This window comes from Pseudoxanthomonas sp. (genome assembly GCF_036845285.1).
Taxonomy (GTDB): Bacteria; Pseudomonadota; Gammaproteobacteria; order Xanthomonadales; family Xanthomonadaceae; genus Pseudoxanthomonas_A.
The window spans coordinates 410,384-435,310 of the sequence record NZ_DAIUEE010000002.1; the positions used below are offsets into that span (position 1 = coordinate 410,384).

Genomic DNA, 24,927 nt, shown 5'->3' on the forward strand with positions numbered 1-24,927 from the left:
GGCAGCTACTTCCCGCGTTCGAGGACGAGCAGCGGATCGATCCTCACGTCGAACCAGTTCATCCCCCAATGCAGATGCGGCCCCGTCGCACGCCCGGTTGCGCCCACGGCACCGATCACCTGGCCCGATTCCACGCGATCGCCGACCTTCACGTCGATCCGCGACAGGTGGAGGAAGTTGGAACTGACGCCGTGGCCGTGGTCGAGCAGCACGGTGCCGCCGGTGAGGTAGAGGTCCGGCGCTGCGAACGTCACGATGCCGCCGGCCGGTGCCCTGACCGGCGTGCCGTTCGGTGCCGCGATGTCCATGCCGGAGTGACCGGCGCCGGGCTGGCCGTTGTAGACACGTGCGTTGCCGAAGCGGCCACTGATGCGGCCCTGCACTGGCCACTGGAACGGGAGGGCGAAGTCGGACCGCTCGTCGTCGCGGCTGCGCGCAGCGGTGACCTGCGCCTGTTCGCGCTGGATGCGCGCGGCGATTTCCGGGGGCGGATTGACGGTTTTCGGCGGTACGCCGTTGACGCGTTCGATCGGCCAGTCGCGCGGGGCGACCGCGATGCTGACGGTTTCGACGCGCCCCGAGGGCGTGGTGACGACGACCTGCAGCGGTCCCGTTTCGTCGCGGCCCACGCCGAACACGACGGTGCCGTAGCCGGTGGCGCGCAGCACGCGTTCGCGATAACGCACCTGGCTGCCTGGCGGCACCTTGCCGAACACCAGCGCGCCCTGCGAGACGCTGGCGGGAAACACGACGCGCTCTTCCTGCGACACCGGTGCGGCCGGAGCCACGTCCTGCGCAACGACCAGCGGAATCCATCCGGCGCAGACAGCGGCGAACAGCGCCGCAGCCGCCAGCTTCAACGCGTGAACTCCAGGCGCTGGCCATTGGGTGTGCCGACCAGATGCTCGCCATTCCAGACCATGCGGCCGTTGACCCAGGTGGCGCCGATGCGCGAGCGGAAGGTGCGGCCCTCGAACGGCGACCAGCCGACCTTGGACAGCACGTCCTCGCGCTTCACGGTGAACGGTTCATCGTCGATCAGCGCCAGGTCGGCGAAATAGCCTTCGCGCAGGTAGCCGCGTTCCTTGACGTCGAACAGCTGGGCCGGCGCATGGGCGAACTTCTGCACGACGCGGGTGACGTCCATGCGCTTCTCGTGCACCAGTTCCAGTGCCGCGACCAAGGCGTACTGCACCAGCGGCAGGCCGGACGGCGCCTGCACGTACGGCTTTTCCTTCTCTTCCAGCGTGTGCGGCGCGTGGTCGGTCGCCAGTACGTCGACGATATCGTCCACCAGGGCCCTGATCAGCGCCTCGCGGTCGCTGGCGTCCTTGATGGCGGGGTTGCACTTGATCAGGTTGCCGAGCGCCGCATAGTCGGCGCGGTCGAAGCGCAGGAAGTGGATGCAGGTTTCTGCGGTGATCTGCTTGCGCGTGCCATCGGCCGCAATCAGCGGGCCTGGCGTGAACAGGGCCAGTTCGTCGGCGGTGGAGATGTGCAGCACATGCAGGCGGGTGCCGTGCTTGCGCGCCAGCGACATCGCCAGGCGGGTGGATTTGATGCAGGCCTCGCGGCTGCGGATGTCGGGATGGTGTTCGGCAGACAGCGCATCACCGTACTTGGCCTGGAACGCCGCCAGATTGGCATCGATCATCGGCGTGTCTTCGCAGTGGGTGATGATCGGCGTGGGGGCCTCGCGGAAGATCGCGTCCAGGGTTTCCGGGTTGTCGACCAGCATGTTGCCGGTGGAGGCGCCCATGAACACCTTGATGCCAGGCGCGGTCCTGGGGTCCAGCGTGCGGATCGCTTCCAGGTTGTCGTTGCTGGCGCCCATGTAGAAGCCGTAGTTGCCCCATGCGCGTCCCTTGGCACGCTGGTACTTGTCCTCCAGCGCGGCCGCGTCGAGCGTCGGCGGGCTGGTGTTCGGCATGTCCATGAACGTGGTCAGGCCACCGGCGACGGCGGCGGCCGACTCGGTGGCCATGTCGCCCTTGTGCGGCATGCCGGGTTCGCGGAAGTGCACCTGGTCGTCGATCATGCCCGGCAGCAGCCAGCGACCGGCGGCGTCGATCACGGTGTCGTCGCCCTGGGGGCGGATCTCCGCCGCGATGCGGGCGATGCGCCCGTTCTCGATCCGCAGGTCACCCTCGGTGACGCGTCCTTCGTTGACCAGGCGGGCGTTGACGATGACGGTGGGGGGCATCAGGGGGTCCTGGGGCAGCGGGGGGAGGGGTGATCGTGCTCGCACGACGGTACAGGATCGTGTCCGCCGGGGTGCAGGGGATGGCAGCGGCCGATCCGGCGCACGGCCATCCAGCCGCCTCTCAGCGGACCGAACCGGCCGATCGCCTCCATCGCGTATTCCGAACAGGAGGGAACGAACCGGCACCGCGGGCCCAGCAGCGGACTGATGAACCGCTTGTAGCCCTTCAGCAGGAGGATGAGCAGGCGGGCGAACATGACTGGATGATACCGCGTCGGGTTGCCGCTGCCTCCCGGGTAGGCTATAAAAGCGCGCTTTCCCGATGCTCGGGAAGAACAAGGAAGCGCTGTTCGTGGCTGCAAAGAAACCTGCGAAGAAGGCCGCCAAGGCCGCCAAGAAACCCGCTCAGACCGTCGCCAAGAAGCCTGTCGTGAAGAAGGCTGTCGCCAAGAAGCCGGCGCCCAAGCCGGTAGCGAAGAAAGCGGCCCCCAAGCCTGTCGCCAAGAAGCCGGCCGCCAAGAAGGCCGCCCCGGCAAAGAAGGCAGCCGCCCCGGCGAAGAAACCGGTGGTCAAGCCCGTGGCGAAACCGGCCGCACCGGTCAAGAAGGCGGTCGCCAAGGCGACCAAGCCCGCAGTCACCAAGAAGCCCGCGCCTGCGCCGGCCACCAAGGCGCCTGTCGCCAAGGCGGCACCGGCGAAGGCCACGAAGCCCGCTCCCAAGCCCGCACCGAAACCGGCCGCCAAGCCGGTTCCGGCGAAGTCCGCCCCCACCGCGGCTGCGACCAAGACTCCCGTGCCTGCACCCGCCCCCAAGGCGGCTGCCCCGGCCCCGGCGCCCGCCGCCAAGGTTCCGTCCCCCCCGAAGCCTGTGCCAGTCCCGAAAACCAATACCAAGAACGCCAAAGCCTCTGCCGCCGCCCAAGCGCCCGTGAGCCCCCGTCCCGCCGTTGCCCGCCCCGTGGGCAAGGTCGCGGTCGCCGTGGCCGCCCGGCCTTCCGCGCCGGTCGTGCGCAGCAAGGTGAAAGAAGTGCCCTACAAGACCGATGAAGCCACCGGTCGTCCGATCGTGCCGACCGGCTACAAGCCCTCGTCCGACGAGGAGTACATGAGCACCCTGCAGCTCGAGTACTTCCGCCAGCGCCTGCTGCACTGGCGTGCCGACCTGGTCGAGGAATCCAAGCAGACCATCGAGAACCTCAAGGACGAAGTCCGCGACATCGGCGACGAAGCCGAGCGCGCGACCCGCGAGACCGAGAACTCGCTGGAACTGCGCACCCGCGACCGCTACCGCAAGCTGATCGGCAAGATCGACAGCACGCTCAAGCGCCTGGAAGGCGGTGACTACGGTTACTGCGTCGACACGGGTGAGGAGATCGGCCTGGATCGCCTGGAAGCGCGCCTGACCGCCGAGCGGACCATCGATGCCCAGGAACGCTGGGAGCACATGCAGAAGCAGCAGGGCGACTGAGTCTTGCCGCAGCCGTGACAGAAAAAGCCCCGCTCCGGCGGGGCTTTTTCATTGCGCACGCCAGCAATGCTATTGCAGGTCGCGCAGATCCAGGCGTCGCAGCCTTGGTGCCTTCCATGCGGTCACGCCAGCCACCGACAGGATGGCGAAGCCGCCCACGATCACCGCGGGCACCAGTCCGAGCAGTTTCGCCATCGTGCCGGCGTAGAACGCGCCCAGTTCGTTCGACGAACTGACGAAGATGCCGTTGATCGACGACACCCGACCGCGCATCTCGTCCGGCGTGGACAACTGCAGGATGGTCGAGCGCACCACCACCGACACGCCATCGCACATGCCGTAGAACAGCAGGATGACGGCCGACAGCCAGAAACTGCGCGACAGGCCGAACGCGATGACCGCCAGGCCGAAGCCCGCGACGGCGAACAGCAGCACGCGCCCCGCGTTCTTCTGCAGGGGATGGCGCGCCAGCCACAGGCCCACGCAGACCGATCCCGCCGCCGGCGCGGCGCGCAGGATGCCGAGGCCTTCCGGCCCGTAATGCAGGATGTCGTGGATGAAGGCCGGCAGCATCGCCACCACGCCGCCGAGCAGCACGGAAAACATGTCCAGCGCCATCGCGCCCAGCATGATCTGGTTGTTCAGCACGAAACGCGCGCCCTGCGCGATGCTGGCGAAGACCGGCAGGCTGACCGCGGGCGGCCCGGGTTCTTCCACGCGCAGGCGCGCCAGTACGATCGCCGCCAGCAGCGCGAACACCACCGCCATCGCGTACGACAGTGTCTTGCCGCCGAAGCCGACCAGCAGGCCACCCAGTGCCGGGCCGGTGACCAGCGACGCCTGGAAGATCACGCTGCCGAGACCGGCCGCGCGCACGAAATCCTCGCGCGGCAGCACCTTCGCGAACAGCGCGTTGTAGACCGGGCTGAGGAAGGAGCGCGCCATGCCGGTGAGCGCGATGGCGGCGTAGATCGGCCAGGTGCCGTTGAACGGCAGCCAGCCCGCAGACACGGCCACCAGGATCACCGCCGTGGTCGCCAGCGCACCGCAGGCCACGATGCCGACACGCCGTCGCGGCAGATGGTCGACCAGATAACCGGCGAACGGTGCCACGCAGAAGAACGGCAGCACTTCCGCCAGGCCGACCAGGCCCAGCGAGAACGGATCCCGGGTCAGTTCGTAGATATGCCAGCCGACGGTGACGGCGACGATCTGGTACGACAGCAGCGCGCAGATGCGGTACGCCAGCACCGCCGCATAGCCGCGGTTGCGGAGCAGCGAGAACGCGGAAGGCGTACCGGTTCGGCTCACTTCGCGTTCGCGGCCGTCTCGCGGATGAAGGCCAGCAGTGAGGCCAGGCCGTTGCTGCGGGTGGGCGAGAGGTGCTTGGCCAGGCCGATGTCGGCGATGTAGTCGGGCGAGGCGGCCAGGATGTCCGCGGCGGAACGACCGGAGTACACGCGCAAGGCCAGGAAGATCAGGCCGGACACGATCGCCGAATCACTGACGGCGTGGAAATCCAGTTTCGTCGCGTCGCCTTCCGGCACGATCCACACCATCGACTGGCAGCCGAGCAGGCGGTGTTCTTCGCGCTTCCATTCCTCGGGAAAGGCGGGCAGCTTGCGGCCCAGGTCGATCAGGTACTGGTAGCGTTCGGACCAGTCGCTGAAGAAGGCGAATTCGTCCTTGATGGCCGCCTGTGCGTCGGCGGCGGTGGGTTCGAGCGGGAAGAGCGTGTGGGTCATCGTGTCGTTCAAGTCTGGCGATTCGAGCCCCTCTCCCATCGGGAGAGGGGTTGGGGAGAGGGTCCGGCGGAGTACCGAAGCTGCCGGCGTCCAGATCTCGCCGCACCCCCATCCGGCGCTACGCGCCACCTTCTCCCGGAGGGAGAAGGAAAAGAAGACATCACGCGCGCTTCCAGCGCACGCCCTGCGGCGTGTCTTCCAGCAGGATGCCCTCGGCCGCCAGCTGGTCGCGGATGGCGTCGGAGCGGGCGAAGTCGCGGGACTTCTTCGCGGCCGCACGCTCGTCGATCAAGGCCTGGATGCGCGCATCGTCGTCGGAGGACGTGCCGCGGCCGAACCACTCCGCTGGATCTTGTTGAAGGAGACCCAGTACTCGGCCTGCGCCCAGCAGTTGAGCTTTGAGTGCTGAAAGCTCTTCGAGCTTGTCTCCCTCCAGTGGATAGTTCGGTCCGCCAGGAGGTGCGACAGCAATTCTGGCCTTGGCGGCGAGGTTGGCGATCACGGATAGCGCGAGAGGCGTATTGAGGTCATCTTCCAGCGCTTCCTCAATGGCATCTGGAATCGTGGACTCAGCAGGAACATGCGCCAGCGAGCGCAGCGTGCCGTACAACCGGTCCAGCGTGTTCTTCGACTGCTCCACCAGCGCCTCGGACCAGTCCAGCGGCTGACGGTAGTGCGCCGAGAGCAGGGCGTAGCGCAGCGCTTCCGGCGGGTGCTGCTGCAGCAGGTCGTGGACCTTCTCGATGTTGCCCAGCGACTTGCTCATCTTGGCGCCGCCGAAGTTGAGCATGCCGTTGTGCAGCCAGAAGCGCGCGAAGGTCTTGTGCGAGCCGTCGGCGTGCTTGTGCGCGCATTCGCTCTGCGCCACTTCGTTCTCGTGGTGCGGGAACTGCAGGTCCACGCCGCCGGCATGGATGTCGATGGTCTCGCCCAGGTGGGCCGCGGCCATCGCCGAGCATTCGATATGCCAGCCCGGGCGACCGACGCCCCAGGGCGAGTCCCAGCCCGGCAGGTCGGGCGTCGACGGCTTCCACAGCACGAAATCACCGGGGTCGCGCTTGTACGGGGCGACTTCCACGCGGGCGCCGGCCAGCATTTCCTCCGGATCGCGGCGCGAGAGCTTGCCGTACTCGGCGAAGCTGCCGACCGAGAACAGCACATGGCCTTCGACGGCGTACGCGTGACCGCCGGCGATCAACTGTTCGATCATGGTGACGATGTGGCCGATGTGATCGGTGGCGGCCGGTTCGATGTCCGGGGCGAACTCGCCGGTCACGCCGAGGCCGGCCATATCGTCGCGGTAGGCGGCGGCGTAGCGGTCGGTGATGGCCGAGATCGGCACGCCCAGGTCCTTGGCCGCCGCGTTGATCTTGTCGTCCACGTCGGTGATGTTGCGGGCGTAGCGCAGCTGGCCATGGCGCCGGCGCAGCAGGGCGGCCAATACGCCGAACACGACGGGGCCGCGGGCATTGCCGATGTGGACGTAGTTGTAGACGGTGGGCCCGCAGACGTACATCGTCGGGATCGGGCCAAGCGGTTCGAAGTCCTCGACCCGGCGGGTGAGGTTGTTGTGCAGGCGCAGGGTCATGGAGGCAAGGCAGGAGAGAGCGGTGGAATTCTACCGCCAGAGCCGGGCGCGAGGGTCCCGATGCGTGGCAGGCGGCCGATGTTCAGCCCCTCTCAAGGCGCGATCCCTACACTGAGGCCCCTGGATATCCCCCGCAGGCCACATGCCCCGCCTCCGTACCGCCGTTTTCCTGTCCTGTTGCCTGCTTGCCGCGCCGGTCGTGGCGCAAGAGCGGGTGATCCCGACGGAAAACGTCCGCGTGGACTACGCGCAGGTGCTGGGCGTCGAACCGGTGTACCAGACGTTGCGGGCGAGCCGTACGGAGCAGCGTTGCGACGAAGTGCCCGCGTCCAGGGCCGAAGCACCTGCGCCGGAAGCCAGGGAAGAGGGTCGCTGGAGCCGGATGGTCAACTCGGTGCGCGGCTGGTTCGGGGGCGATGATGAGGAGCCGGCACAGACGCCGCCGGTGACGTTGCCCGCGGTCAAGGTCAATTGCCGCGTCGTGCCCATCGAGCGCGAGTTCCAGCGTCCCATCGCCTACGACGTGGACTACATCTACAAGGGCGTGAAGTACCGCTCGCGACTGGCTGAAGATCCAGGCAACCGCCTGCGCATCCGCATCTCGGTGGTGCCCTACATCGCACCGGCCCAGCCCACGGCGAGCGGTCCCTGATTCCGTGCACGGTTGCACACGCAACCGAATCCGTCCTTGCGCTGCGCCGCAGCACATGCGAGCATTCGCGCCCATGAAGATGAACGCACACGCCCATGCAGACAGCGCGGCCTCGCAGGCCTCGAGCATGACGTCGCGTGCCCGTCGACCGGAATCCTGCATCTAGCTGGGTACTCCGGACGTCGTCGCCTGTTCACCGGAAACCCAGCCAGAGGCTGGGTTTTTTCGTTTTCGAAGCCCGTTTTGCCACATTCCCGACACCAGGATGCCGTAATGAAGCACTTCTTGAACACGCAGGACTGGAGCCGCAGCGACCTCGACGCGCTGCTGACGCAGGCCGCCCTCTACAAGCAGCACAAGCTGGGCGACGCGCTGAAGGGCAAGTCCATCGCGCTGGTGTTCTTCAATCCCTCCATGCGCACCCGCACCAGTTTCGAACTGGGCGCGTTCCAGCTGGGTGGCCACGCGGTGGTGCTGCAGCCGGGCAAGGATGCATGGCCGATCGAGTTCAATCTCGGCACCGTGATGGATGGCGACACCGAAGAACACATCGCCGAAGTGGCCAAGGTGCTGGGTCGCTACGTGGACCTGATCGGCGTGCGCGCGTTCCCGAAGTTCGTCGACTGGGCCTACGACCGCGAGGACATCGTGCTGAAGTCGTTCGCCAAGTATTCGCCGGTACCGGTGATCAACATGGAGACGATCACCCATCCCTGCCAGGAACTGGCACACGCGCTGGCGCTGCAGGAGCATTTCGGCACCTCGGACCTGCGCGGCAAGAAGTACGTGCTCACCTGGACCTACCACCCCAAGCCGCTGAACACCGCCGTGGCCAACTCGGCGCTGACCATCGCCACGCGCATGGGCATGGACGTGACCCTGCTGTGCCCGACGCCGGACTACGTGCTGGATGAGCGCTACATGGGCTGGGCCGAGCAGAACGTCGCCGAGAGCGGCGGTTCGCTGCAGGTCAGCCACGACATCGACAGCGCCTATGCCGGTGCCGACGTCGTGTACGCCAAGAGCTGGGGCGCGCTGCCGTTCTTCGGCAACTGGGAGCCGGAGAAGCCGATCCGCGACCAGTACCAGCATTTCATCGTCGACGAGCGGAAGATGGCGCTGACCAACAACGGGGTCTTCAGCCACTGCCTGCCGCTGCGCCGCAACGTCAAGGCCACCGACGGCGTGATGGATTCGCCGCAATGCATCGCCATCGACGAAGCCGAGAACCGCCTGCACGTGCAGAAGGCGATCATGGCCGCGTTGGTGCGGTAACCACGATGCGCTCCTTCCCCCGCCTGCGGGGGAAGGCCGGGATGGGGGCGAGCGGCCTCCGGAACGTTCGGCCTCGTCCCATTGCCCCCACCCCAACCCTCCCCCGCGATGCGGGGGAGGGGGCACAACACCAGAGAATCCCGAAATGACTGCTTCCGACTCCAAAGACATCGTCCTCGCCTTCTCCGGCGGCCTCGACACCAGCTTCTGCGTGCCCTACCTGAAGGAGCGCGGCTGGAACGTCCACACCGTGTTCGCCGATACCGGCGGCGTGGATGCGGAAGAGCGCGCCTTCATCGAGCAGCGTGCCGCCGAGCTGGGCGTGGCCAGCCACGTCACCGTCGATGGCGGTCCCGCGATCTGGGACGGCTTCGTCAAGCCGTTCGTGTGGGCAGGCGAGGGCTACCAGGGCCAGTACCCGCTGCTGGTGTCCGACCGCTACCTGATCGTCGATGCCGCGCTGAAGCGTGCGGCCGAGCTGGGCACCAACGCCATCGCGCATGGCTGCACCGGCATGGGCAACGACCAGGTGCGCTTCGACCTGGCGGTAAAGGCGAGCGGCGACTACCGCATCGTGGCGCCGATCCGCGAGATCCAGAAGGAACACACGCAGACGCGCGCCTACGAACAGGCTTATCTGGAAGAGCGCGGCTTCGGCGTGCGCGCCAAGCAGAAGAGCTACACGATCAACGAGAACCTGCTGGGCCTGACCATGTCCGGCGGCGAGATCGATCGTTGGGAAGCGCCGGGCGAAGGCGCGCGCGGCTGGTGTGCGCCGCGCGCCGAGTGGCCGGCGGAGCCGCTGCGGGTGACGATCGGCTTCAAGCACGGCGAAGCGGTCAGCCTGGACGGCCAGCCCGTCGCCGGCGCCGCGCTGCTGGCGAAATTGAACGCGCTGTTCGCGCCCTACGGCGTGGGTCGCGGCGTCTACACCGGCGATACGGTGATCGGCTTGAAGGGTCGCATCGTGTTCGAGGCGCCGGGCCTGGTGTCGCTGCTGGCCGCGCACCGCGCGCTGGAAGAGACGGTGCTGACCAAGCAGCAGAACCGCTTCAAGCCCGAGGTCGCGCGCAAGTGGGTGGAGCTGGTGTACGAAGGCTTCTACCACGATCCGCTGAAGGCCGATCTGGAAGCCTTCCTGCAATCTTCGCAGTCCACCGTCAATGGCGAAGTGGTGCTGGAAACCCGTGGCGGCCGCGTCGACGCGGTGGCGGTAAAGTCGCCGCACATCCTCAACGCCAAGGGCGCAACCTACGCGCAGTCGGCCGACTGGGGTGTGGAAGAGGCGGAAGGCTTCATCAAGCTGTTCGGCATGAGCTCGACCCTGTGGGCCGAGATCAACCGCTGAGCGCACTCGATAACTCACCACGTCATTCCAGCGCAAGCTGGAATCCAACTTGATCCTGCTCCTGATCGCTCAAGGGTAGAAGCCAAATGGATCCCGGCTTTCGCCGGGATGACGACCGGAACATTGATCGACCACGGATACGACACGCAATGCTCCCATCAGTCCTCCAGCACCTCGAAAAACTGGTGTCCTTCGATACCCGCAACCCCCCGCGCGATATCGGCACGGACGGGATCTTCGATTACCTGCGGGCGCAGTTGCCGGACTTCCGCATCGAGGTGACCGACCACGGCGCCGGTGCGGTGTCGTTCTTCGCCGTGCGCGGGCAGCCGAAGCGGGTGTTCAACGTGCACCTGGACACGGTGCCGTCGTCGCCGGCGTGGAGCGCCAGTCCGCATGTACTGCGCATCGAAGGCGACCGGGCGATCGGCCTGGGTGCGTGCGACATCAAGGGTGCGGCGGCGGCGCTGGTCGCCGCAGCGCAGGTGACGCAGGGCGATGCCGCATTCCTGTTCACCACCGACGAGGAAGCGAACGATGCGCGCTGCATCGCCGCGTTCCTCGCGCGCGATCACGGTTTCGGCGAGGCGATCATCGCCGAGCCGACCCGCTGCGAAGCGGTGCTCGCGCACCGCGGCATCAGCGCCGTACGCATGGCGTTCAAGGGACAGGCGGGTCACGCCTCGGCCGAGAACGCGCTGTCGTTGAGCGCGCTTCACAACGCGATGCGCTGGGGCACCACCGCGCTGGATTTCGTGCAGGACCAGCATCACCTGCGCTTCGGCGGCCTGACCGGGCTGCGCTTCAACATCGGCCGGGTCGAGGGTGGCATCAAGGCGAACATGATCGCGCCCAGCGCAGAGGTCCGCTTCGGCTTCCGCCCGCTGCCGTCGCAGGACATGGACCAGTTGCACGCCACGTTCCGTGGATTCGCCAATGCCGATGCGCTGGCCGAGTACGAGGAGACCTTCCGTGGTCCTTCGCTGCCGTCCGGCGATGTCGCGCGTGCCGAGGAGCGTCGCTTGGCCGCGCGCGACCTGGCCGACGAACTCGGTCTGCCGATCGGCAACGCGGTCGACTTCTGGACCGAGGCCTCGCTGTTCTCGGCTGCCGGCCTGACGGCGTTCGTCTACGGCCCGGGCGACATCGCCCAGGCACACACGGCCGACGAATGGGTGTCGCTGGAGCAGTTGCAGCGGTATGCGGACAGCGTGGTGCGGATTCTCCAGTAACACCGTAGGGCGGGCCTTGGCCCGCCGTGCGCAATCCGATGACGACGGTGGGCCAAGGCCCACCCTACGACAAGCAAAGACATGGAAACGAACAAGCAAACCCGCCAGACCATCATCCGCCTGCTGTCCAGCATGGGTAGCGCGAAGGAGATCTCGCAGTACGTCAAGCGCTTCTCGCAGCTGGACGCCAAGCGATTCGCCGTGGTCAAGGTCGGCGGCGCGGTGCTGCGCGACGATCTGGAAGCGCTGACGTCCTCGCTGACGTTCCTGCAGGAAGTCGGCTTGACGCCGATCGTGGTGCATGGCGCCGGTCCGCAGTTGGACGAAGAGATGACCGCCGCCGGCATCACCAAGCAGACCGTCAACGGCCTGCGCGTGACCACGCCCGAAGTGCTGGCGATCGTGCGCAAGGTGTTCCTGCAGCAGAACCTGGCGCTGGTCGAGGCCCTGCAGCAGTTCGGCGCGCGTGCCACGTCGATCGTCTCGGGGGTGTTCGAAGCCGAGTACAAGGACCAGGCCACCTATGGGCTGGTCGGCGATGTCACCCGCATCAACCTGTCGCCGATCGAGGCCAGCCTGAAGGCCGGCTCGATTCCGGTGATCGCCAGCATGGGCGAAACGATCGGCGGGCAGATCCTCAACATCAACGCCGACTTCGCCGCCAACGAACTGGTGCAGGTGCTGCAGCCGTACAAGATCATCTTCCTGACCGGCACCGGCGGCCTGCTGGACGCGGAAGGCAGGGTGATCGACTCGATCAACCTGTCCACCGAGTACGACGAACTGATGGCGCAGCCGTGGATCAACGGCGGCATGCGGGTGAAGATCGAACAGATCAAGGACCTGCTGGACCGCCTGCCACTGACCTCGTCGGTCTCCATCACCAAGCCGGCCGAGCTGGCCAAGGAACTGTTCACCCACCGCGGCTCCGGCACGCTGGTGCGCCGTGGCGAGCGCGTGCTGCGCTTCGGCAACGGCTGGGAGGGCGTGGACCTGCCTCGGCTGAAGACGCTGATCGAATCGAGCTTCGGCCGCACCCTGCTGCCGGACTACTTCGAGCGCACCACGCCCTACCGCGTCTACATCAGCGAGAACTACCGCACCGCGCTGATCCTGACGCAGGAAGAGGGCTTCGCCTACCTCGACAAGTTCGCCGTGCTCGACGACGCGCAAGGCGAAGGCTTGGGTCGCGCGGTGTGGCACGTGATGCGAGAGGAGAATCCGCAGCTGTTCTGGCGTTCGCGCCACAACAACCCGGTCAACATCTTCTACTACGCCGAATCCGACGGCTGCTACAAGCAGGAGAAGTGGAAGGTGTTCTGGTACGGCATCGAGGATTTCGGCGACATCGAACGCTGCGTGGCGCATTGCCGCACGCGGCTGCCGACGCTGAAGGACTGAGGCGATGAGCCTGCTGCCCGACGCCTGGCGCACCGCGCCGACCCTGCAAGGCCGCCATGTGCATCTTGAGGCGCTGTGTGCCGAACATGCCGACGGCCTGCGCGAAGCCTTGGCAGGCGACGAGCTGGCCGCACTCTGGTACACCAACGTACCGCGCGCGGCCGACGTCGATGGCTGGCTGGCCGACGTGCTTGCGCAGCAGGCACAGGGAAAATGGCTGGCGTTCGTGGTGCGTGATGCCGACGGCGCGATCGTCGGCAGCACGCGTTTCTACGACATGGAGGCCGGCGTGCCGCGACTCAGCATCGGCTATACCTGGTATGCGCCGCGGGTGCAGCGTACCGGGCTGAACACCGAGGCCAAGCTGCTGCTGTTCGGCCACGCCTTCGATACCCTGGGCTGCATCAGCGTGGTGCTGGAGACCAGCTGGTTCAACCATCGCTCGCGGACGGCCATCGCGCGCCTGGGCGCACGCCAGGACGGCGTGCTGCGCAACCATCGCCGGCATGCCGACGGTACCGTGCGCGACAGCGTCGTCTTTTCCATCCTCGATACAGAATGGCCGGCCGTGCGCAGCAATCTGCTCGCGCGGCTGGCGCAACACGAACAGGATTCCAAATGAGCAGCAAGAAGACCGTCGGCATCGTCGGCGCCCGCGGCCACACCGGGGCGGAGCTGATCCGTCTGATCGCCCGCCATCCGGATCTCGAACTGGCCTTCGTGTCCTCGCGCGAACTCGCCGGGCAGAAGGTCAGCGACCACATCGCCGGCTTCAGCGGCGAGCTGCGCTACGAAACCCTGAGTCATGACGAGGTGGGCGGCAAAGGCGCGGATGCCGTCATCCTGGCGTTGCCCAACGGCAAGGCGGCCGAGCTGGTCGCCGCCATCGACGCGCAGGCGCCCGACACGGTCGTCGTCGACCTGTCGGCGGACTACCGCTTCGACGAGCACTGGTACTACGGCCTGCCCGAACTGACCCGGCAGACCTACGCCGGCCAGAAGCGCATCAGTAATCCCGGCTGCTACGCCACCGCCATGCAACTGGCCATCGCACCGCTGCTCGACCGCCTGGCGGGGCCGCCGCAGTGCTTCGGCGTATCGGGCTATTCCGGTGCGGGGACGTCGCCGTCGGACAAGAACAATACCGAGCTGCTGCGCGACAACCTGATGCCATACGCGCTGACCGACCATATGCATGAGCGCGAAGTCAGCCGGCAGCTCGGCGTGCCGGTCGAGTTCATGCCGCACGTGGCGCCGCATTTCCGCGGCATCACCATGACGGTCAACCTGTGGCTGCAGCAGGCGATGAAGATCGACGACGTCCGCACGCTGTACCGCGAGCGCTATGCGTCCGAACCGCTGATCCGCATCCTCGACGAAGCGCCGTGGGTCAGTCGCATCGCCGGCCGGCACGGCGTGGAGATCGGCGGCTTCACGCTGGCGCCGGGCGGAAAGCGCTTGGTGGTTGTGGCCACGCTGGACAACCTGCTGAAAGGCGCGGCGACGCAGGCGATGCAGAACCTCAACCAGGCGTTTGGCTTCGATGAATTCACTGCTATCCCGGAGAATCCGGGACAGGTTTGAAAGCCCCTCTCCCTCCGGGAGAGGGGTTGGGGTGAGGGTACGGCGAAGCTGCAGGCATCCAGCGCGCCGCACCCTCATCCGGCCCTTCGGGCCACCTTCTCCCGGAGGGAGAAGGGAAAGAGCGACGGATCGGCAATTTCTGGCGGAGAGACACGATGTCTGACTTGTTGTGGCAAAAACCCGGCGTGGCGGTGGACGCGGAGATCCAGCGTTTCCTCGCCGGCGACGACGTGGTGCTGGACCGCGAGTTCTTCCTGCACGACATCCAGGCCAGCGCCGCGCATGCCGAAGGTCTGCAGCGCACCGGCATCCTGTCCGGCGACGAACTGGCGGGACTGAAGCGCGAACTCGCGACGCTGGCCGAGGATTTCCGCCGCGGCGACTTCGTGCTGGACGAGCGCTTCGAAGACGGCCACTCCGCCATCGAAGCGCGGCTGACCGAGCGCCTCGGCGACGCAGGCCGCAAGATCCACACCGGCCGCAGCCGCAACGACCAGATCCTGGTCGCCACGCGGTTGTGGTTGAAGGAAAAGCTGGCACGCGTGGCCGTGCTGTCGCGCGAGATCGCCAAGGTCGCGCTCGACCGCGCGCAAGCCGAGCGTGATCTTCCGATTCCTGGCTATACCCATATCCAGCGCGCCGTCGTGTCGTCGGCCGGCATGTGGTGGGCGGGCTGGGCGGAAGCCTTCATCGACAACACCACGCGTGCGCGCGACACGCTGAAGCTGGTCGACGCCAATCCGCTCGGCACCGCCGCCGGCTACGGCGTCAACCTGAAGCTGGACCGCGAGCACACCACCGCCGCGCTCGGCTTCGCGCGCATGCAGGTCAGCCCGATCTACGCGCAGCTGTCGCGCGGCAAGTTCGAACTTGCCGCGCTGGAGGCTTTGGGTGGCGCCACGCTGGACTTGCGCCGCATCGCCTGGGACCTGTCGCTGTTCACCAGCGCCGAGTTCGGCTTCGTCGCGTTGCCGGCGCAATATACCACCGGCAGTTCGATCATGCCGAACAAGCGCAATCCCGACGTCATCGAACTGATGCGCGCCACGCACGCCAGTGTCGCCGCCGCGCGCACCGAGATCGAACAGCTGCTCTCGCTGCCGTCGGGTTACCACCGGGACCTGCAGGCCAGCAAGGGCGCGATCTTCCACGGCTTCGGCCGCGGGCTGCCGGCGCTGGAACTGCTGCCGGCGCTGCTGGCGAATCTGGAGTGGCGTGAAGACAAGCTGCGTGCCGCGATCGATTCGGGCATGTACGCCACCGATGTCGCCGTCGAAGCCGCCGTCGCGGGCGTGCCGTTCCGCGAGGCCTACAAGGCCGCCGCTGCATCGGCCGACAGCGCGGGGCAGGGCCGCACGCCGGAAGGCAGCCTGGCCGCGCGCGTGTCGCCTGGCGCCGCCGCCGACCTGCGTCTGGACGAACTGCTCGCACGCTGGGATGCGCTATGACGCGCTACCTCGTCATGGCGATGCGCCGTCCGTCGTTCGACGACGCCGTGATCGCGCCGCATCTCGCGTTCCTCGACGACCTGCGTGCCGCCGGCCAGCTGGAGATGACCGGCGGTTTCAGCGACAGGAGCGGCGGCGCCTATGTGCTGGTGAACGTCGCCTCGCTGGATGACGCGAAGGCGATCGCCGCGCGCGATCCCCTGGCGCTGACCGGCACGTCCGACCTCACGGTTTACGAATGGAATACCCGCTGAGCTGACCCGATGACCCTCGCCACGCCGCCGCCGTTCACCGAACAACCGTTGCCGGCCTGGCGTCGCGCCGTGCTCAAGGTCGGCAGCAGCCTGCTGGCGGCGGAAGGCGAGGGACTCAGCCCGCGCCATGCGTTGAACCTGGCGCAGTTCGTGTCGTCCAGCATCGCCGCCGGGCGCGAAGTGGTGATCGTGTCGTCCGGCGCAGTGGCAGCGGGACGCGGCCTGCTGCACCGCAAGCCGCAGGCCGGCGTGGCGATGGCCGAGCGGCAGGCACTCGCGGCGCTCGGGCAGGCGCAGCTGATCGCGCTGTGGCAACGCTTCTTCGACCGTCCCGTGGCGCAGGTGCTGCTGACCCACGACGACCTGCGCAACCGTCGCCGCTATCTCAATGCGCGCGCCACGCTGCAGGAACTGCTGGCGCTGGGCGCGTTGCCGGTGGTCAACGAGAACGACACCGTGTCCGTCGACGAACTGAAGCTCGGCGACAACGACAACCTCGCCGCGGTCGTCGCGGCGCTGGTCGATGCCGATGCGCTGTTCATCGCCACCGATATCGACGGCTTCTACACCGCCAACCCGCGCACGCATGCGGATGCTCGGCCGATCCTCGATGTCGAGGCACTGACGCCGGCGTTCTTCGCCATGGCCGGCGGCGCCGGCAGCGGCGTTGGCACCGGCGGCATGCACACCAAGCTGGAAGCGGCGGCCAAGGCGGCGGCGGCCGGCATCGAGACCTTCCTGTTCAATGGCACGCAGGCGGCGACGCTGTCGGCGCTGTCGCGCGGTGCGCTCCTCGGCACGCGCTTCCGTCCGGCGCAGAACCGCCTGGCGGCGCGCAAGTACTGGCTGCGCAACGTGCCGGTGGAGGCCGGCGCCATCGTGGTCGATGCCGGTGCGGCGAACGCCATGGGGCAGAAGGGCGCCTCGCTGCTGCCGGGCGGCGTGGCCACGGCAGAGGGCGATTTCCGCCGCGGCGACATGGTCGAAGTGATCCTGCGCGACGAGGCCGGCGACCGCCGCATTGCGCGCGGCGTCAGCCAGTACTCGGCGGTCGACATCCGCCGCATTGCGCGCCGACATTCGCGCGAGATCGAAGCCATCCTCGGTTACACCTACGGCGAGAACGTCGTCCATCGCGACGACCTCGTCCTGGTCTGAGCCTACCCATGGAATCCGCATGACCGGCACCATCACCCAGCAGGCCCTGCAATGCCGCGATGCGGCCCACGCCATCGCGGCATTGCCGACGGATGAGAAGAACGCGCTGCTGCGCGCAATGGCGGACGCACTGCTGGCCGATGAGGCCGCGATCCTGGCCGCCAATGCACGCGACCTCGAGGCGGCGTCGGCGAAAGGCATCGGCAGCGCCATGCTGGATCGCCTGCGCCTGGATGCCGCGCGCCTGAAAGGCATCGCCGCCGCGGTGCGCGAAGTAGCGGATCTGCCGGACCCAGTCGGGCAGGTGACACGCGCCTATGACCGACCCAATGGCATCCATGTCGAGCGCGTGCGCGTGCCGCTGGGCGTGATCGCGATGATCTATGAGGCGCGCCCGAACGTCACCGCCGACGCGGCGGCGCTGTGCCTGAAGGCCGGCAACGCGGTGATCCTGCGCGGCGGTTCGGAAGCGATCCATTCCAACACCGCCATCGCGTCATCGTTGAAGCGTGCGCTGCGCGAGGCCGGCCTGCCGGACGCGGTGTTGACGCTGGTCGAGGACCTGCGCCGCGAGACCATCCCGGAGCTGATCCAGCTCAGCGACGTGATCGACCTGGTCATCCCGCGCGGTGGCGAAGGGTTGATCCGCTTCGTCGCCGAACACGCGCGCGTGCCGGTGATCAAGCACTACAAGGGCGTCTGCCATCAGTACGTGGACGCGGGCGCGGACGAAGACCTGGCGTTGGCCCTGCTGCTGGACGGCAAGGTGTCGCGCCCGTCGGCCTGCAATTCACTGGAGACGCTGCTGGTGCATCGGGACATCGCGCCGACGTTCCTGCCGCGCGCGGCCGAGGCGTTACGTGCGCGTGGTGTCGAAGTGCGGGCGGATGCGGAAGCCCGAGCGCTGATGCCGGATGCGGTCGCCGCGACGGATGAGGATTTCGCCGCCGAGTTCCTCGATCTGGTGATCGCGGTCGGCGTGGTGGACGATCTTGACGCTGCCATCGCGCATATCCGCCGCTACACCTCGGACCATACCGAGGTCATCGTGACCCGCCATCCCGTCAATGCGGAGACGTTCCTCAACGCATTGCGGTCAGCGGTGGTGATGGTCAACGCGTCGTCGCGCTTCTCGGATGGCGGTGAACTGGGCTTGGGCGCGGAGATCGGAATCTCCACCACACGCCTGCATTCCTACGGCCCGATGGGGCTGGAGGCGCTGACGGTGGAGCGGTTTGTGGTGCGTGGGGCGGGGCAGATGCGGCATCCCGATCTACTGAAGACATGACAAAAGCCGGCAAGAGACCTGCTTCTTTCGGCTGTAGTTCCGATTCGTCAAGTCTATGCTTTGGGGGCGCTTTGCTATCGCTAGCGTTTCCCCTTCGGCGATTAAAGAGTCGTGGGGGCGATGCCGGGTTTTCCGTTGACGTCCACACTCAGCCGAAATCGTTTTGACTCTCCCGTTTTAATAGTCACGCTTATTTCATTGCGGTGGCGGCGCTCGTCTCCCATCGCGCATAACCCGCCGCCGGATGGCTCGACACCTATCACGTGCTCGCCCGCTGCGAGGTTGAACACGGCGCGCTCGCCTGTACGTATGTCCGCAGCCTTTTGACCATCCACCAGGAACGTCATTGGGCAACCCTTCGCAAGTAGCCCGATATCCCGTGTGGCGACGACTTGGCTTGTCTCATCGGTAGTTTCTTGGAAAAGATAGAGTCGTTCTGTAGGAACAGGAATCACGCTCTCCGGCGCGGCCGGTTTTGTGGCTTGAATACAAGACGCAAGCGCGAGTGAGGCAACAGCCGCTACGATTCGTTTCATGGTTTCCCCCTTGAATTGCTCTGCCCCGAGAATACTAGCGTGTACCAGCAAAGAGCGCGCTTACGCGTGCTCGATTCTCGCTGGATCATCTCCGTCGCATGTCGCTTCCTGGCGTTTGGCTGACAGTAGTCCATACATCAGGTTAGTCGCCTCACCTCAGCGCCTCTATGGCGTAGAGGCGATAGGAGCAGCGCGGAATGAACGATAGAGAAGGATTCGGGCTAGGCGTTTCTGGCTTATGAAACGGCTGTACGGCGGTTTGCTGGCGCCCCGTAGGCACAAAAAAACCGCCACTAGGGCGGTTTCGTCGTAACACGCTGAATCTATTGGTCGGGGAGACAGGATTCGAACCTGCGACCTCTACGTCCCGAACGTAGCGCTCTACCAGACTGAGCTACACCCCGACTGAGCGCGGCATTGTAATGAAGCCGCCGGGCCGAGGCAAGACTTGGATGCCGAATGCCGACCTCCGGCTGGCCAGTCCCCGTAAAAGCTGCGGGGCCTGCGGCGGGCACGTAAAATGTGCCGTTCACGAAAGCCGGAGTCTCCCTTGATCAAGCCCCGTACCCCGCCTGGCGTCATGGAGCTGCTCCCGCGCGAGCAGATCGCCTTCCAGCGCATGCTGGACACCATCCGCCGGAACTACGAGCGCTTCGGCTTCCTGCCCGTGGAAACCCCGGTCTTCGAGCTGTCCGAGACCCTGCTGACCAAGTCCGGGGGCGAGACCGAGCGGCAGGTCTACTTCGTCCAGTCCACCGGCGCCCTGGCCAAGGAAGGCGAAGGCCTGCCCGAACTGGCCCTGCGCTTCGACCTGACCGTGCCGCTGGCCCGCTACGTGGCCGAGCACGAACATGAACTGACCTTCCCGTTCCGCCGCTACCAGATCCAGCGCGTCTACCGCGGCGAGCGCGCCCAGCGCGGCCGCTTCCGCGAGTTCTACCAGTGCGACATCGACGTGATCGGCAAGGACGCGCTGAGCGTGCGCTTCGACGCCGAGATCCTGGCCGTCATCCACGCCGTCTTCAGCGAACTCGGCATCGGCGCGTTCACCATCCAGTTGAACAACCGCAAGCTGATGCGCGGCTTCTTCGAAGCGCAGGGCGTGACCGACGGCGAACAGCAGGCCCTGGTGCTGCGCGAGGTCGACAAGCTGGACAAGCGCGGCGCCGACTACGTGCGCGAGACGCTGACCGGCGAAGGCTTCGGCATGTCGGCCGAGGGCGTGGACCGCATCCTCGATTTCGTCGCCGTGCGCAGCACCGGCCATGCGGATGCGCTGGCGAAGCTCGATGCGCTGGGGCAGGGCAGCGACACCTTCAACCAGGGCATCGCCGAGCTGCGCGAAGTGCTGGAACTGGTCAAGGCGCTGGGCGTGTCCGAGGATGCGTACTGCCTGAACTTCTCCATCGCGCGCGGCCTGGACTACTACACCGGCACCGTCTACGAGACGCAGCTGGACGGCTATCCGCAGATCGGCTCGATCTGCTCCGGCGGCCGTTACGAAGACCTCGCCAGCCACTACACCAAGTCGAAGCTGCCGGGCGTCGGCATTTCCATTGGCCTGACCCGCCTGTTCTGGCAGCTGCGCGAGGCCGGCCTGATCGCCGGCAGCGACGAGAGCAGCGTGCAGGCCATGGTCGCGTTGATGGAAGAGGGCCAGTTGCCCGATTCGCTGGACATCGCGCGCCGGCTGCGCGCGGCCGGCATCAACACCGAAGTGCAGATGGAGGCGCGCAAGCTGGCCAAGCAGTTCCAGTACGCGTCGCGTGCCGGTATCCGCTTCGTGGTACTGGCGGGCGAAGACGAACTCGCGCGCGGCGTGGTGACGGTCAAGGACCTGTTGCGCGAGCAGCAGTTCGAGGTGAAGCGCGAGGAGCTGGCCAGTAGCCTGAAGGTCGAGCTGGAACAGGCCCGCGCATTGGCGGGGCGCTGACATGAAACCGATCCTGCTGGATGGCAAATCCCTCACCCGCGACCGGCTGGTCGAGATCGCATTCGGCGCCAGCGTCGAACTGGACAAGGGCGCGCTGAAGGACGTCGCCCGCGCGGCCGATTTCCTGGCCGAACAGGTGCGCCGCGAAGAACCGATCTACGGCGTGTCCACCGGCTTCGGCAGCAACGCCGACAAGCTGCTCGGTGCGCATCCGCTGCGCGACGAGTTGCCGGGTGCGGTGAAGTCCGGGCGCTCGCTGCACGAGGAGTTGCAGTACAACCTGATCGTCACCCATGCCGTGTGCGTGGGTGAACCGATGGCGCCGGAGATCGTCCGCGCCATGCTCGGCATCCGCATCAACACGCTGCTGAAGGGCCACTCCGGCATCCGTGTCGAGACACTGCAGGCGCTGGCCGCGATGCTCAACGCCGGCATCGTGCCGGTGGTGCCGTCGCTGGGTTCGGTGGGCGCCTCGGGCGACCTGGCGCCGTTGTCGCACCTGGCCATCGTGCTGCTCGGCGGTGGCGAGGCCTTCTACGAAGGCGAGCGCATGGCGGGTGCGGAGGCGCTGCGGCGCGCCGGCCTGTCGCCGGTCACGCTGTCGTACAAGGAAGGCCTGGCGCTGAACAACGGCACCGCGCAGATGCTGGCGATGGGCGTGCTGGCGACCTATCGCCTCGATCACCTGCTCGACACCGCGGACCTGGCGGCAGCGATGACCATCGATGCCTTCGCCGGCCGCCTGGGCGCGTTCGCCGAGGAAGTGCATGCGCTGCGCCCGCATCCGGGGCAAGTGCATGTCGCCGCGCGGCTGCGCGACCTGCTCGACGGCTCGACGCTGGCCGACATTCCGTACCACCTGGTGCCGAAGTTCCGTCCCTGGCTGCCGCGCAGTTGGGACACGGCCGAGGCGCAGGCGCTGCGTTTCGACATCGGCTGGGACTGGGTACCCACCGACCAGCGCCATGGTCGCGAGAAGTTCTACGACCGTTTCATGCCGTTCCGCGGCGGCAAGAAGCACCAGCCGCAGGACAGCTACTCGCTGCGCTGCATTCCGCAGGTACACGGCGCCGTGCGCGACGCGGTCGAGCAGGCCCGGCGCGTGCTGGAAATCGAACTCAACGCGGTCACCGACAATCCGCTGGTGTTCCCCGACAAGCAGGCCGAACACGTCGAAGAGCAGGTGATTTCCGCCGGCCATTTCCACGGCATGCCGCTGGCACTGGCGATGAGCTACGTGAAGGCGGCCATCCCGACGCTGGCATCGATCTCCGAGCGCCGGCTCAACAAGCTGGTCGATCCGGCCACCAACGATGGCCTGCCGGCGTTCCTGATCGGCAACGAGGACGGCACCGAATCGGGCCACATGATCGTGCAGTACTCGGCGGCGGCCATCGTCAACGACCTGGCCAGCCGTGCGCATCCGGCCAGCGTGTTCTCGGTGCCGACCAGCGCGAACGCGGAAGACCATGTCTCGATGGGGGCCAACGAGGCCCGCCACGTGCTGGCGATGGTGCAGGACCTGGGCAAGGTGCTGGCGCTGGAGCTGTACACCGCCGCCCAGGCGCTCGACCTGCGCCGCGACATGATCAACGCGGCGCGAGCGCTATCGGATCGCACCGATGCCGAAGGATTGGCCGTGAAGGTGGCCGGTGGTCCATCCGTAGGTGCGGACGGGCGCGATGCGTTCCTGGCCGAAGTCGACGCGCTGCGCTCGGCGCTGGCGTCCAGCGAGGCATTCCATCCGGGCCATGCGGTTGCGGCCGCCCACGCGGCGATCCGCGCGCAGATCCCGTTCCTCGATCGCGACCGTGCCCTCGACGGCGAAATCGCGACCGCCGTTCGGCTGGTGGAATCGGGCGAGATCCTGGCGGCGGTGCGGGGCCGCTGAGCACACGGGAAGGTGGATGTGGGAGCGACGTGAGTCGCGAGCTTTTTGCAGAAAGCCTTCGCGACTTACGTCGCTCCCACAACAGCAGAACGCCTTACAACGTCCGCACGCAATCCCGCCCTTCGGCCTTGGCGGCATACAGCGCCTGGTCGGCCACTTGCAGTGCCGACTCCAGGCTGTCGCGGGCTTCCAGGTCCACACAGTGCACGCCGATGCTGGCGGAGACCGCGATCACCAGTTCGCCGCTGCGGCACGGTTGCGCGCGCAAGGCCTGCCGCAGTTCTTCGGCCACCACGCTGGCTTCGCCCAACCCCATGCCGGGCAGGGCGGCGATGAACTCTTCGCCGCCGAACCGGGCCAGCAGCGCGCCATGCGGCCGCAGCGTCTCGGCCAGCGTGTTCGAGGTGCAGCGCAGGCAGTCGTCGCCGACCAGATGACCGTAGGTGTCGTTGATGCGCTTGAAGTGGTCCAGGTCGATCATCAGCAGCGAGATCGGCCGTTGCGAATTGCGCGACTGCGACAGCAGGTGTTCGAACGCCTCGCGGAAGTGCGTGCGGTTGTAGAGATCCGTCAGGCCGTCGAGGCGGCTGGATTCGCGCAGCCGGTGGTGCGCACTCTGCAGCTCCGACATCGCCTGCCGCAGCTCGCCGGTGCGGACGACGATCTGCTCCTCCAGCAGGTTCTTCGCATCGCGCACGATGCGTTCGTTCTCGTTGCGCAGGGCGGCATAGCGGTAGCCCAGCGCCACCGACAGCAGCAGCATCTCCAGTGCGGAGCCGATCTGCACGCCGTACTCGGTCAGGAACGTCTTCGGCAGCAGGCCGAACGCCAGCGCGACGAAGATGCCCGTTCCCAGCAGGAACATCGCCCAGGCCAGCAGGAACACCTTGGCGGGCCGGTAGCCGGTGCGCACCACCATCAGCGTGATCACCGCGATCCACACGATGCTGGGGAACACCGCGGCCGAGGCGATCGGCGTGGCCACGTGGTAGGGCAGCTGTGTGGCGGCGATGCCGAGCAGCACGAAGAACGCGATGATGCCCTTGCTGATGCGGTCGCCGAGTCGCCATCGGGTGTTGAGGTCGAGGAAGGTGCGCGCGAACTGCTGCATGCCGATCTGCGCCAGGCAGACCGACAGCGGCACCGCCTTGTCGGCCAGCCAGGTCGAATGCGGCCAGAGGTATTCGAAGCCCAGCCCGTTGAGGGTGAACAGGACCAGCCCGAACGCGCTGATGTGGAACAGGTACCAGAAGTAGCTGCCGTCGCGCAGTACCAGCCACAACACCAGGTTGTAGAAGAACAGCGCCAGCAGGATGCCGTAGTAGATGCCGATGCCGAGCTGGCCGTCGCGCGAGAGTTCGGCGAATGCCGCGGGGGTGTACAGGAACAGCGGCACCTGCATCGAACTCTGGCTCTGCACGCGGACCAGCAGGTCGACCTCTTCGCCGGTCGGCAGGTCGAGCCAGAAGTTGGGGTGGCGGTAGCGGATGCTGCGCTGTTCGAAGGGGAAGGTGTCGCCGCCGGCGTGATGCACCGTGCGGCCATCGGGATAGCGGGCATACACGTCGATCCGGTCGCTCAGGGCGTACTGCTGCACCAGCAGCCAGCGTTGCTCGAGCGGGTTTCCGTTCGTCACGAGGACATGGAACCAGAACGCGCCGGTCTGGAAGCCGAAGGAGGCATCGCCGTCCGGCAGGGCGGAGAAGCGGCCCTCGGCGAGCGCGTTCGTGGCGTCTTCCACGGTCGCCGCGCCATCGGTGTCGTGCAGGTAGGTGGTCTGCGGCGCCAACGGCAGATAGCGGGTGTCCGGGCCGATGCGGGCGGGCGTGTCGGCGGACGCCAGCAGCGGAAAGAGTGCGAGCAGCAGGAGCCAGCCGGCCAAGCAATGGCGCGCGAATGGCGTGTTGCGTGATGGTGGCATGC

General features: G+C 66.9%; 21 protein-coding genes, 1 tRNA gene and 1 pseudogene. 14 read left to right on the forward strand and 9 right to left on the reverse strand.

The annotated features are described in order from the left end of the window. Positions 1 to 5: 5 nt before the first annotated feature. From V7060_RS04475 to yidD, 3 genes and pseudogenes are all read right to left on the reverse strand, one after another. A pseudogene (locus tag V7060_RS04475) lies at positions 6 to 752 on the reverse strand (peptidoglycan DD-metalloendopeptidase family protein); the annotation flags it as partial. A gap of 104 nt (positions 753 to 856) precedes the next feature. After that, positions 857 to 2,203 carry a dihydroorotase gene (locus tag V7060_RS04480; RefSeq protein WP_334178036.1) on the reverse strand — a complete coding sequence of 449 codons (1,347 nt, stop codon included), beginning with the start codon at positions 2,201 to 2,203 and terminating at the stop codon, positions 857 to 859. After that, the gene (gene yidD, locus V7060_RS04485; protein ID WP_334178037.1) at positions 2,203 to 2,460 is read right to left on the reverse strand and encodes a membrane protein insertion efficiency factor YidD; all 258 of its coding nucleotides are present in this window, start codon (positions 2,458 to 2,460) and stop codon (positions 2,203 to 2,205) included. Before yidD ends, V7060_RS04480 begins: the two co-directional genes overlap by 1 nt. A 95-nt stretch (positions 2,461 to 2,555) precedes the next feature. On the opposite strand from yidD, the gene dksA reads away from it, so the two are divergent. Beyond that, complete coding sequence (gene dksA, locus V7060_RS04490) at positions 2,556 to 3,671, forward strand: RNA polymerase-binding protein DksA (RefSeq protein WP_334178099.1); 1,116 nt, start codon at positions 2,556 to 2,558, stop codon at positions 3,669 to 3,671. Between the two features lie 69 nt (positions 3,672 to 3,740). On the opposite strand, the gene V7060_RS04495 is transcribed toward dksA, so the two are convergent. From V7060_RS04495 to cysS, 3 genes are all read right to left on the reverse strand, one after another. After that, positions 3,741 to 4,982, reverse strand: a complete 1,242-nt coding sequence (locus tag V7060_RS04495) for an MFS transporter (RefSeq protein ID WP_334178038.1) — start codon at positions 4,980 to 4,982, stop codon at positions 3,741 to 3,743. Beyond that, a complete protein-coding gene (locus tag V7060_RS04500) occupies positions 4,979 to 5,416 on the reverse strand; it encodes a SufE family protein (RefSeq protein ID WP_334178039.1) in 438 nt (145 codons plus the stop codon). Before V7060_RS04500 ends, V7060_RS04495 begins: the two co-directional genes overlap by 4 nt. A gap of 160 nt (positions 5,417 to 5,576) precedes the next feature. Continuing rightward, complete coding sequence (gene cysS / locus V7060_RS04505) at positions 5,577 to 7,004, reverse strand: cysteine--tRNA ligase (RefSeq protein ID WP_334178040.1); 1,428 nt, start codon at positions 7,002 to 7,004, stop codon at positions 5,577 to 5,579. Positions 7,005 to 7,146: 142 nt separating this feature from the next. Between cysS and V7060_RS04510 the strand changes: the two genes are divergently transcribed. From V7060_RS04510 to V7060_RS04560, 11 genes are all read left to right on the forward strand, one after another. Then, positions 7,147 to 7,656 carry a hypothetical protein gene (locus V7060_RS04510; protein WP_334178041.1) on the forward strand — a complete coding sequence of 170 codons (510 nt, stop codon included), beginning with the start codon at positions 7,147 to 7,149 and terminating at the stop codon, positions 7,654 to 7,656. A gap of 273 nt (positions 7,657 to 7,929) precedes the next feature. Then, complete coding sequence (locus V7060_RS04515; protein ID WP_334178042.1) at positions 7,930 to 8,931, forward strand: N-acetylornithine carbamoyltransferase; 1,002 nt, start codon at positions 7,930 to 7,932, stop codon at positions 8,929 to 8,931. 145 nt (positions 8,932 to 9,076) lie between these two features. Continuing rightward, positions 9,077 to 10,279: an argininosuccinate synthase gene (locus tag V7060_RS04520; RefSeq protein WP_334178043.1), complete on the forward strand. Its 1,203-nt coding sequence runs from the start codon at positions 9,077 to 9,079 to the stop codon at positions 10,277 to 10,279. A gap of 149 nt (positions 10,280 to 10,428) precedes the next feature. Continuing rightward, positions 10,429 to 11,511, forward strand: coding sequence for an acetylornithine deacetylase (locus V7060_RS04525; protein WP_334178044.1), 1,083 nt, complete (start codon positions 10,429 to 10,431; stop codon positions 11,509 to 11,511). Positions 11,512 to 11,592: 81 nt separating this feature from the next. Further along, positions 11,593 to 12,912: an acetylglutamate kinase gene (locus V7060_RS04530; RefSeq protein ID WP_334178045.1), complete on the forward strand. Its 1,320-nt coding sequence runs from the start codon at positions 11,593 to 11,595 to the stop codon at positions 12,910 to 12,912. Positions 12,913 to 12,916: 4 nt separating this feature from the next. Continuing rightward, a complete protein-coding gene (locus V7060_RS04535; protein ID WP_334178046.1) occupies positions 12,917 to 13,534 on the forward strand; it encodes a GNAT family protein in 618 nt (205 codons plus the stop codon). Next, positions 13,531 to 14,496 (forward strand): N-acetyl-gamma-glutamyl-phosphate reductase, encoded by a 966-nt coding sequence (argC, locus tag V7060_RS04540; RefSeq protein WP_334178047.1) that lies wholly within the window; start codon positions 13,531 to 13,533, stop codon positions 14,494 to 14,496. Before V7060_RS04535 ends, argC begins: the two co-directional genes overlap by 4 nt. Before the next feature lie 155 nt (positions 14,497 to 14,651). Then, the gene (gene argH, locus V7060_RS04545) at positions 14,652 to 15,944 is read left to right on the forward strand and encodes an argininosuccinate lyase (protein ID WP_334178048.1); all 1,293 of its coding nucleotides are present in this window, start codon (positions 14,652 to 14,654) and stop codon (positions 15,942 to 15,944) included. Beyond that, positions 15,941 to 16,198: a YciI family protein gene (locus V7060_RS04550; RefSeq protein ID WP_334178049.1), complete on the forward strand. Its 258-nt coding sequence runs from the start codon at positions 15,941 to 15,943 to the stop codon at positions 16,196 to 16,198. The genes argH and V7060_RS04550 overlap by 4 nt, the downstream gene beginning before the upstream one ends. Before the next feature lie 9 nt (positions 16,199 to 16,207). After that, entirely contained in the window at positions 16,208 to 17,356 is a 1,149-nt protein-coding gene (gene proB / locus V7060_RS04555) for a glutamate 5-kinase (protein WP_334178050.1), read from the forward strand. A gap of 19 nt (positions 17,357 to 17,375) precedes the next feature. Beyond that, positions 17,376 to 18,644: a glutamate-5-semialdehyde dehydrogenase gene (locus V7060_RS04560; protein WP_334178051.1), complete on the forward strand. Its 1,269-nt coding sequence runs from the start codon at positions 17,376 to 17,378 to the stop codon at positions 18,642 to 18,644. 101 nt (positions 18,645 to 18,745) lie between these two features. Here V7060_RS04560 and V7060_RS04565 read toward each other — a convergent pair whose 3' ends face one another. After that, positions 18,746 to 19,180 carry a hypothetical protein gene (locus V7060_RS04565; RefSeq protein WP_334178052.1) on the reverse strand — a complete coding sequence of 145 codons (435 nt, stop codon included), beginning with the start codon at positions 19,178 to 19,180 and terminating at the stop codon, positions 18,746 to 18,748. A gap of 327 nt (positions 19,181 to 19,507) precedes the next feature. Then, a tRNA-Pro gene (locus V7060_RS04570) sits at positions 19,508 to 19,584 on the reverse strand. A 146-nt stretch (positions 19,585 to 19,730) separates the two neighbouring features. Here V7060_RS04570 and hisS point away from each other — a divergent pair. Both hisS and V7060_RS04580 read left to right on the forward strand, forming a co-directional pair. Next, positions 19,731 to 21,113: a histidine--tRNA ligase gene (hisS, locus tag V7060_RS04575; protein WP_334178053.1), complete on the forward strand. Its 1,383-nt coding sequence runs from the start codon at positions 19,731 to 19,733 to the stop codon at positions 21,111 to 21,113. A 1-nt stretch (position 21,114) separates the two neighbouring features. Further along, positions 21,115 to 23,004, forward strand: a complete 1,890-nt coding sequence (locus tag V7060_RS04580) for an aromatic amino acid ammonia-lyase (RefSeq protein WP_334178054.1) — start codon at positions 21,115 to 21,117, stop codon at positions 23,002 to 23,004. Between the two features lie 94 nt (positions 23,005 to 23,098). Here the strand turns inward: V7060_RS04580 and V7060_RS04585 are convergent, their stop codons facing one another. Next, the gene (locus V7060_RS04585; RefSeq protein ID WP_334178055.1) at positions 23,099 to 24,925 is read right to left on the reverse strand and encodes a diguanylate cyclase; all 1,827 of its coding nucleotides are present in this window, start codon (positions 24,923 to 24,925) and stop codon (positions 23,099 to 23,101) included. Between the last annotated feature and the right edge of the window lie 2 nt (positions 24,926 to 24,927).

What these genes read in the sequence shown, in the direction of transcription:
- V7060_RS04480 (WP_334178036.1), bottom strand. Translation starts at nt 2,203, where the DNA reads ATGCCCCCCACCGTCATCGTCAACGCCCGCCTGGTCAACGAAGGACGC.
- V7060_RS04500 (WP_334178039.1), bottom strand. Translation starts at nt 5,416, where the DNA reads ATGACCCACACGCTCTTCCCGCTCGAACCCACCGCCGCCGACGCACAG.
- V7060_RS04580 (WP_334178054.1), top strand. Translation starts at nt 21,115, where the DNA reads ATGAAACCGATCCTGCTGGATGGCAAATCCCTCACCCGCGACCGGCTG.
- V7060_RS04530 (WP_334178045.1), top strand. Translation starts at nt 11,593, where the DNA reads ATGGAAACGAACAAGCAAACCCGCCAGACCATCATCCGCCTGCTGTCC.
- yidD (WP_334178037.1), bottom strand. Translation starts at nt 2,460, where the DNA reads ATGTTCGCCCGCCTGCTCATCCTCCTGCTGAAGGGCTACAAGCGGTTC.
- cysS (WP_334178040.1), bottom strand. Translation starts at nt 7,004, where the DNA reads ATGACCCTGCGCCTGCACAACAACCTCACCCGCCGGGTCGAGGACTTC.
- V7060_RS04520 (WP_334178043.1), top strand. Translation starts at nt 9,077, where the DNA reads ATGACTGCTTCCGACTCCAAAGACATCGTCCTCGCCTTCTCCGGCGGC.
- V7060_RS04535 (WP_334178046.1), top strand. Translation starts at nt 12,917, where the DNA reads ATGAGCCTGCTGCCCGACGCCTGGCGCACCGCGCCGACCCTGCAAGGC.
- V7060_RS04525 (WP_334178044.1), top strand. Translation starts at nt 10,429, where the DNA reads ATGCTCCCATCAGTCCTCCAGCACCTCGAAAAACTGGTGTCCTTCGAT.
- argH (WP_334178048.1), top strand. Translation starts at nt 14,652, where the DNA reads ATGTCTGACTTGTTGTGGCAAAAACCCGGCGTGGCGGTGGACGCGGAG.
- V7060_RS04550 (WP_334178049.1), top strand. Translation starts at nt 15,941, where the DNA reads ATGACGCGCTACCTCGTCATGGCGATGCGCCGTCCGTCGTTCGACGAC.
- argC (WP_334178047.1), top strand. Translation starts at nt 13,531, where the DNA reads ATGAGCAGCAAGAAGACCGTCGGCATCGTCGGCGCCCGCGGCCACACC.
- proB (WP_334178050.1), top strand. Translation starts at nt 16,208, where the DNA reads ATGACCCTCGCCACGCCGCCGCCGTTCACCGAACAACCGTTGCCGGCC.
- V7060_RS04565 (WP_334178052.1), bottom strand. Translation starts at nt 19,180, where the DNA reads ATGAAACGAATCGTAGCGGCTGTTGCCTCACTCGCGCTTGCGTCTTGT.
- V7060_RS04560 (WP_334178051.1), top strand. Translation starts at nt 17,376, where the DNA reads ATGACCGGCACCATCACCCAGCAGGCCCTGCAATGCCGCGATGCGGCC.
- V7060_RS04585 (WP_334178055.1), bottom strand. Translation starts at nt 24,925, where the DNA reads ATGCCACCATCACGCAACACGCCATTCGCGCGCCATTGCTTGGCCGGC.
- V7060_RS04510 (WP_334178041.1), top strand. Translation starts at nt 7,147, where the DNA reads ATGCCCCGCCTCCGTACCGCCGTTTTCCTGTCCTGTTGCCTGCTTGCC.
- V7060_RS04515 (WP_334178042.1), top strand. Translation starts at nt 7,930, where the DNA reads ATGAAGCACTTCTTGAACACGCAGGACTGGAGCCGCAGCGACCTCGAC.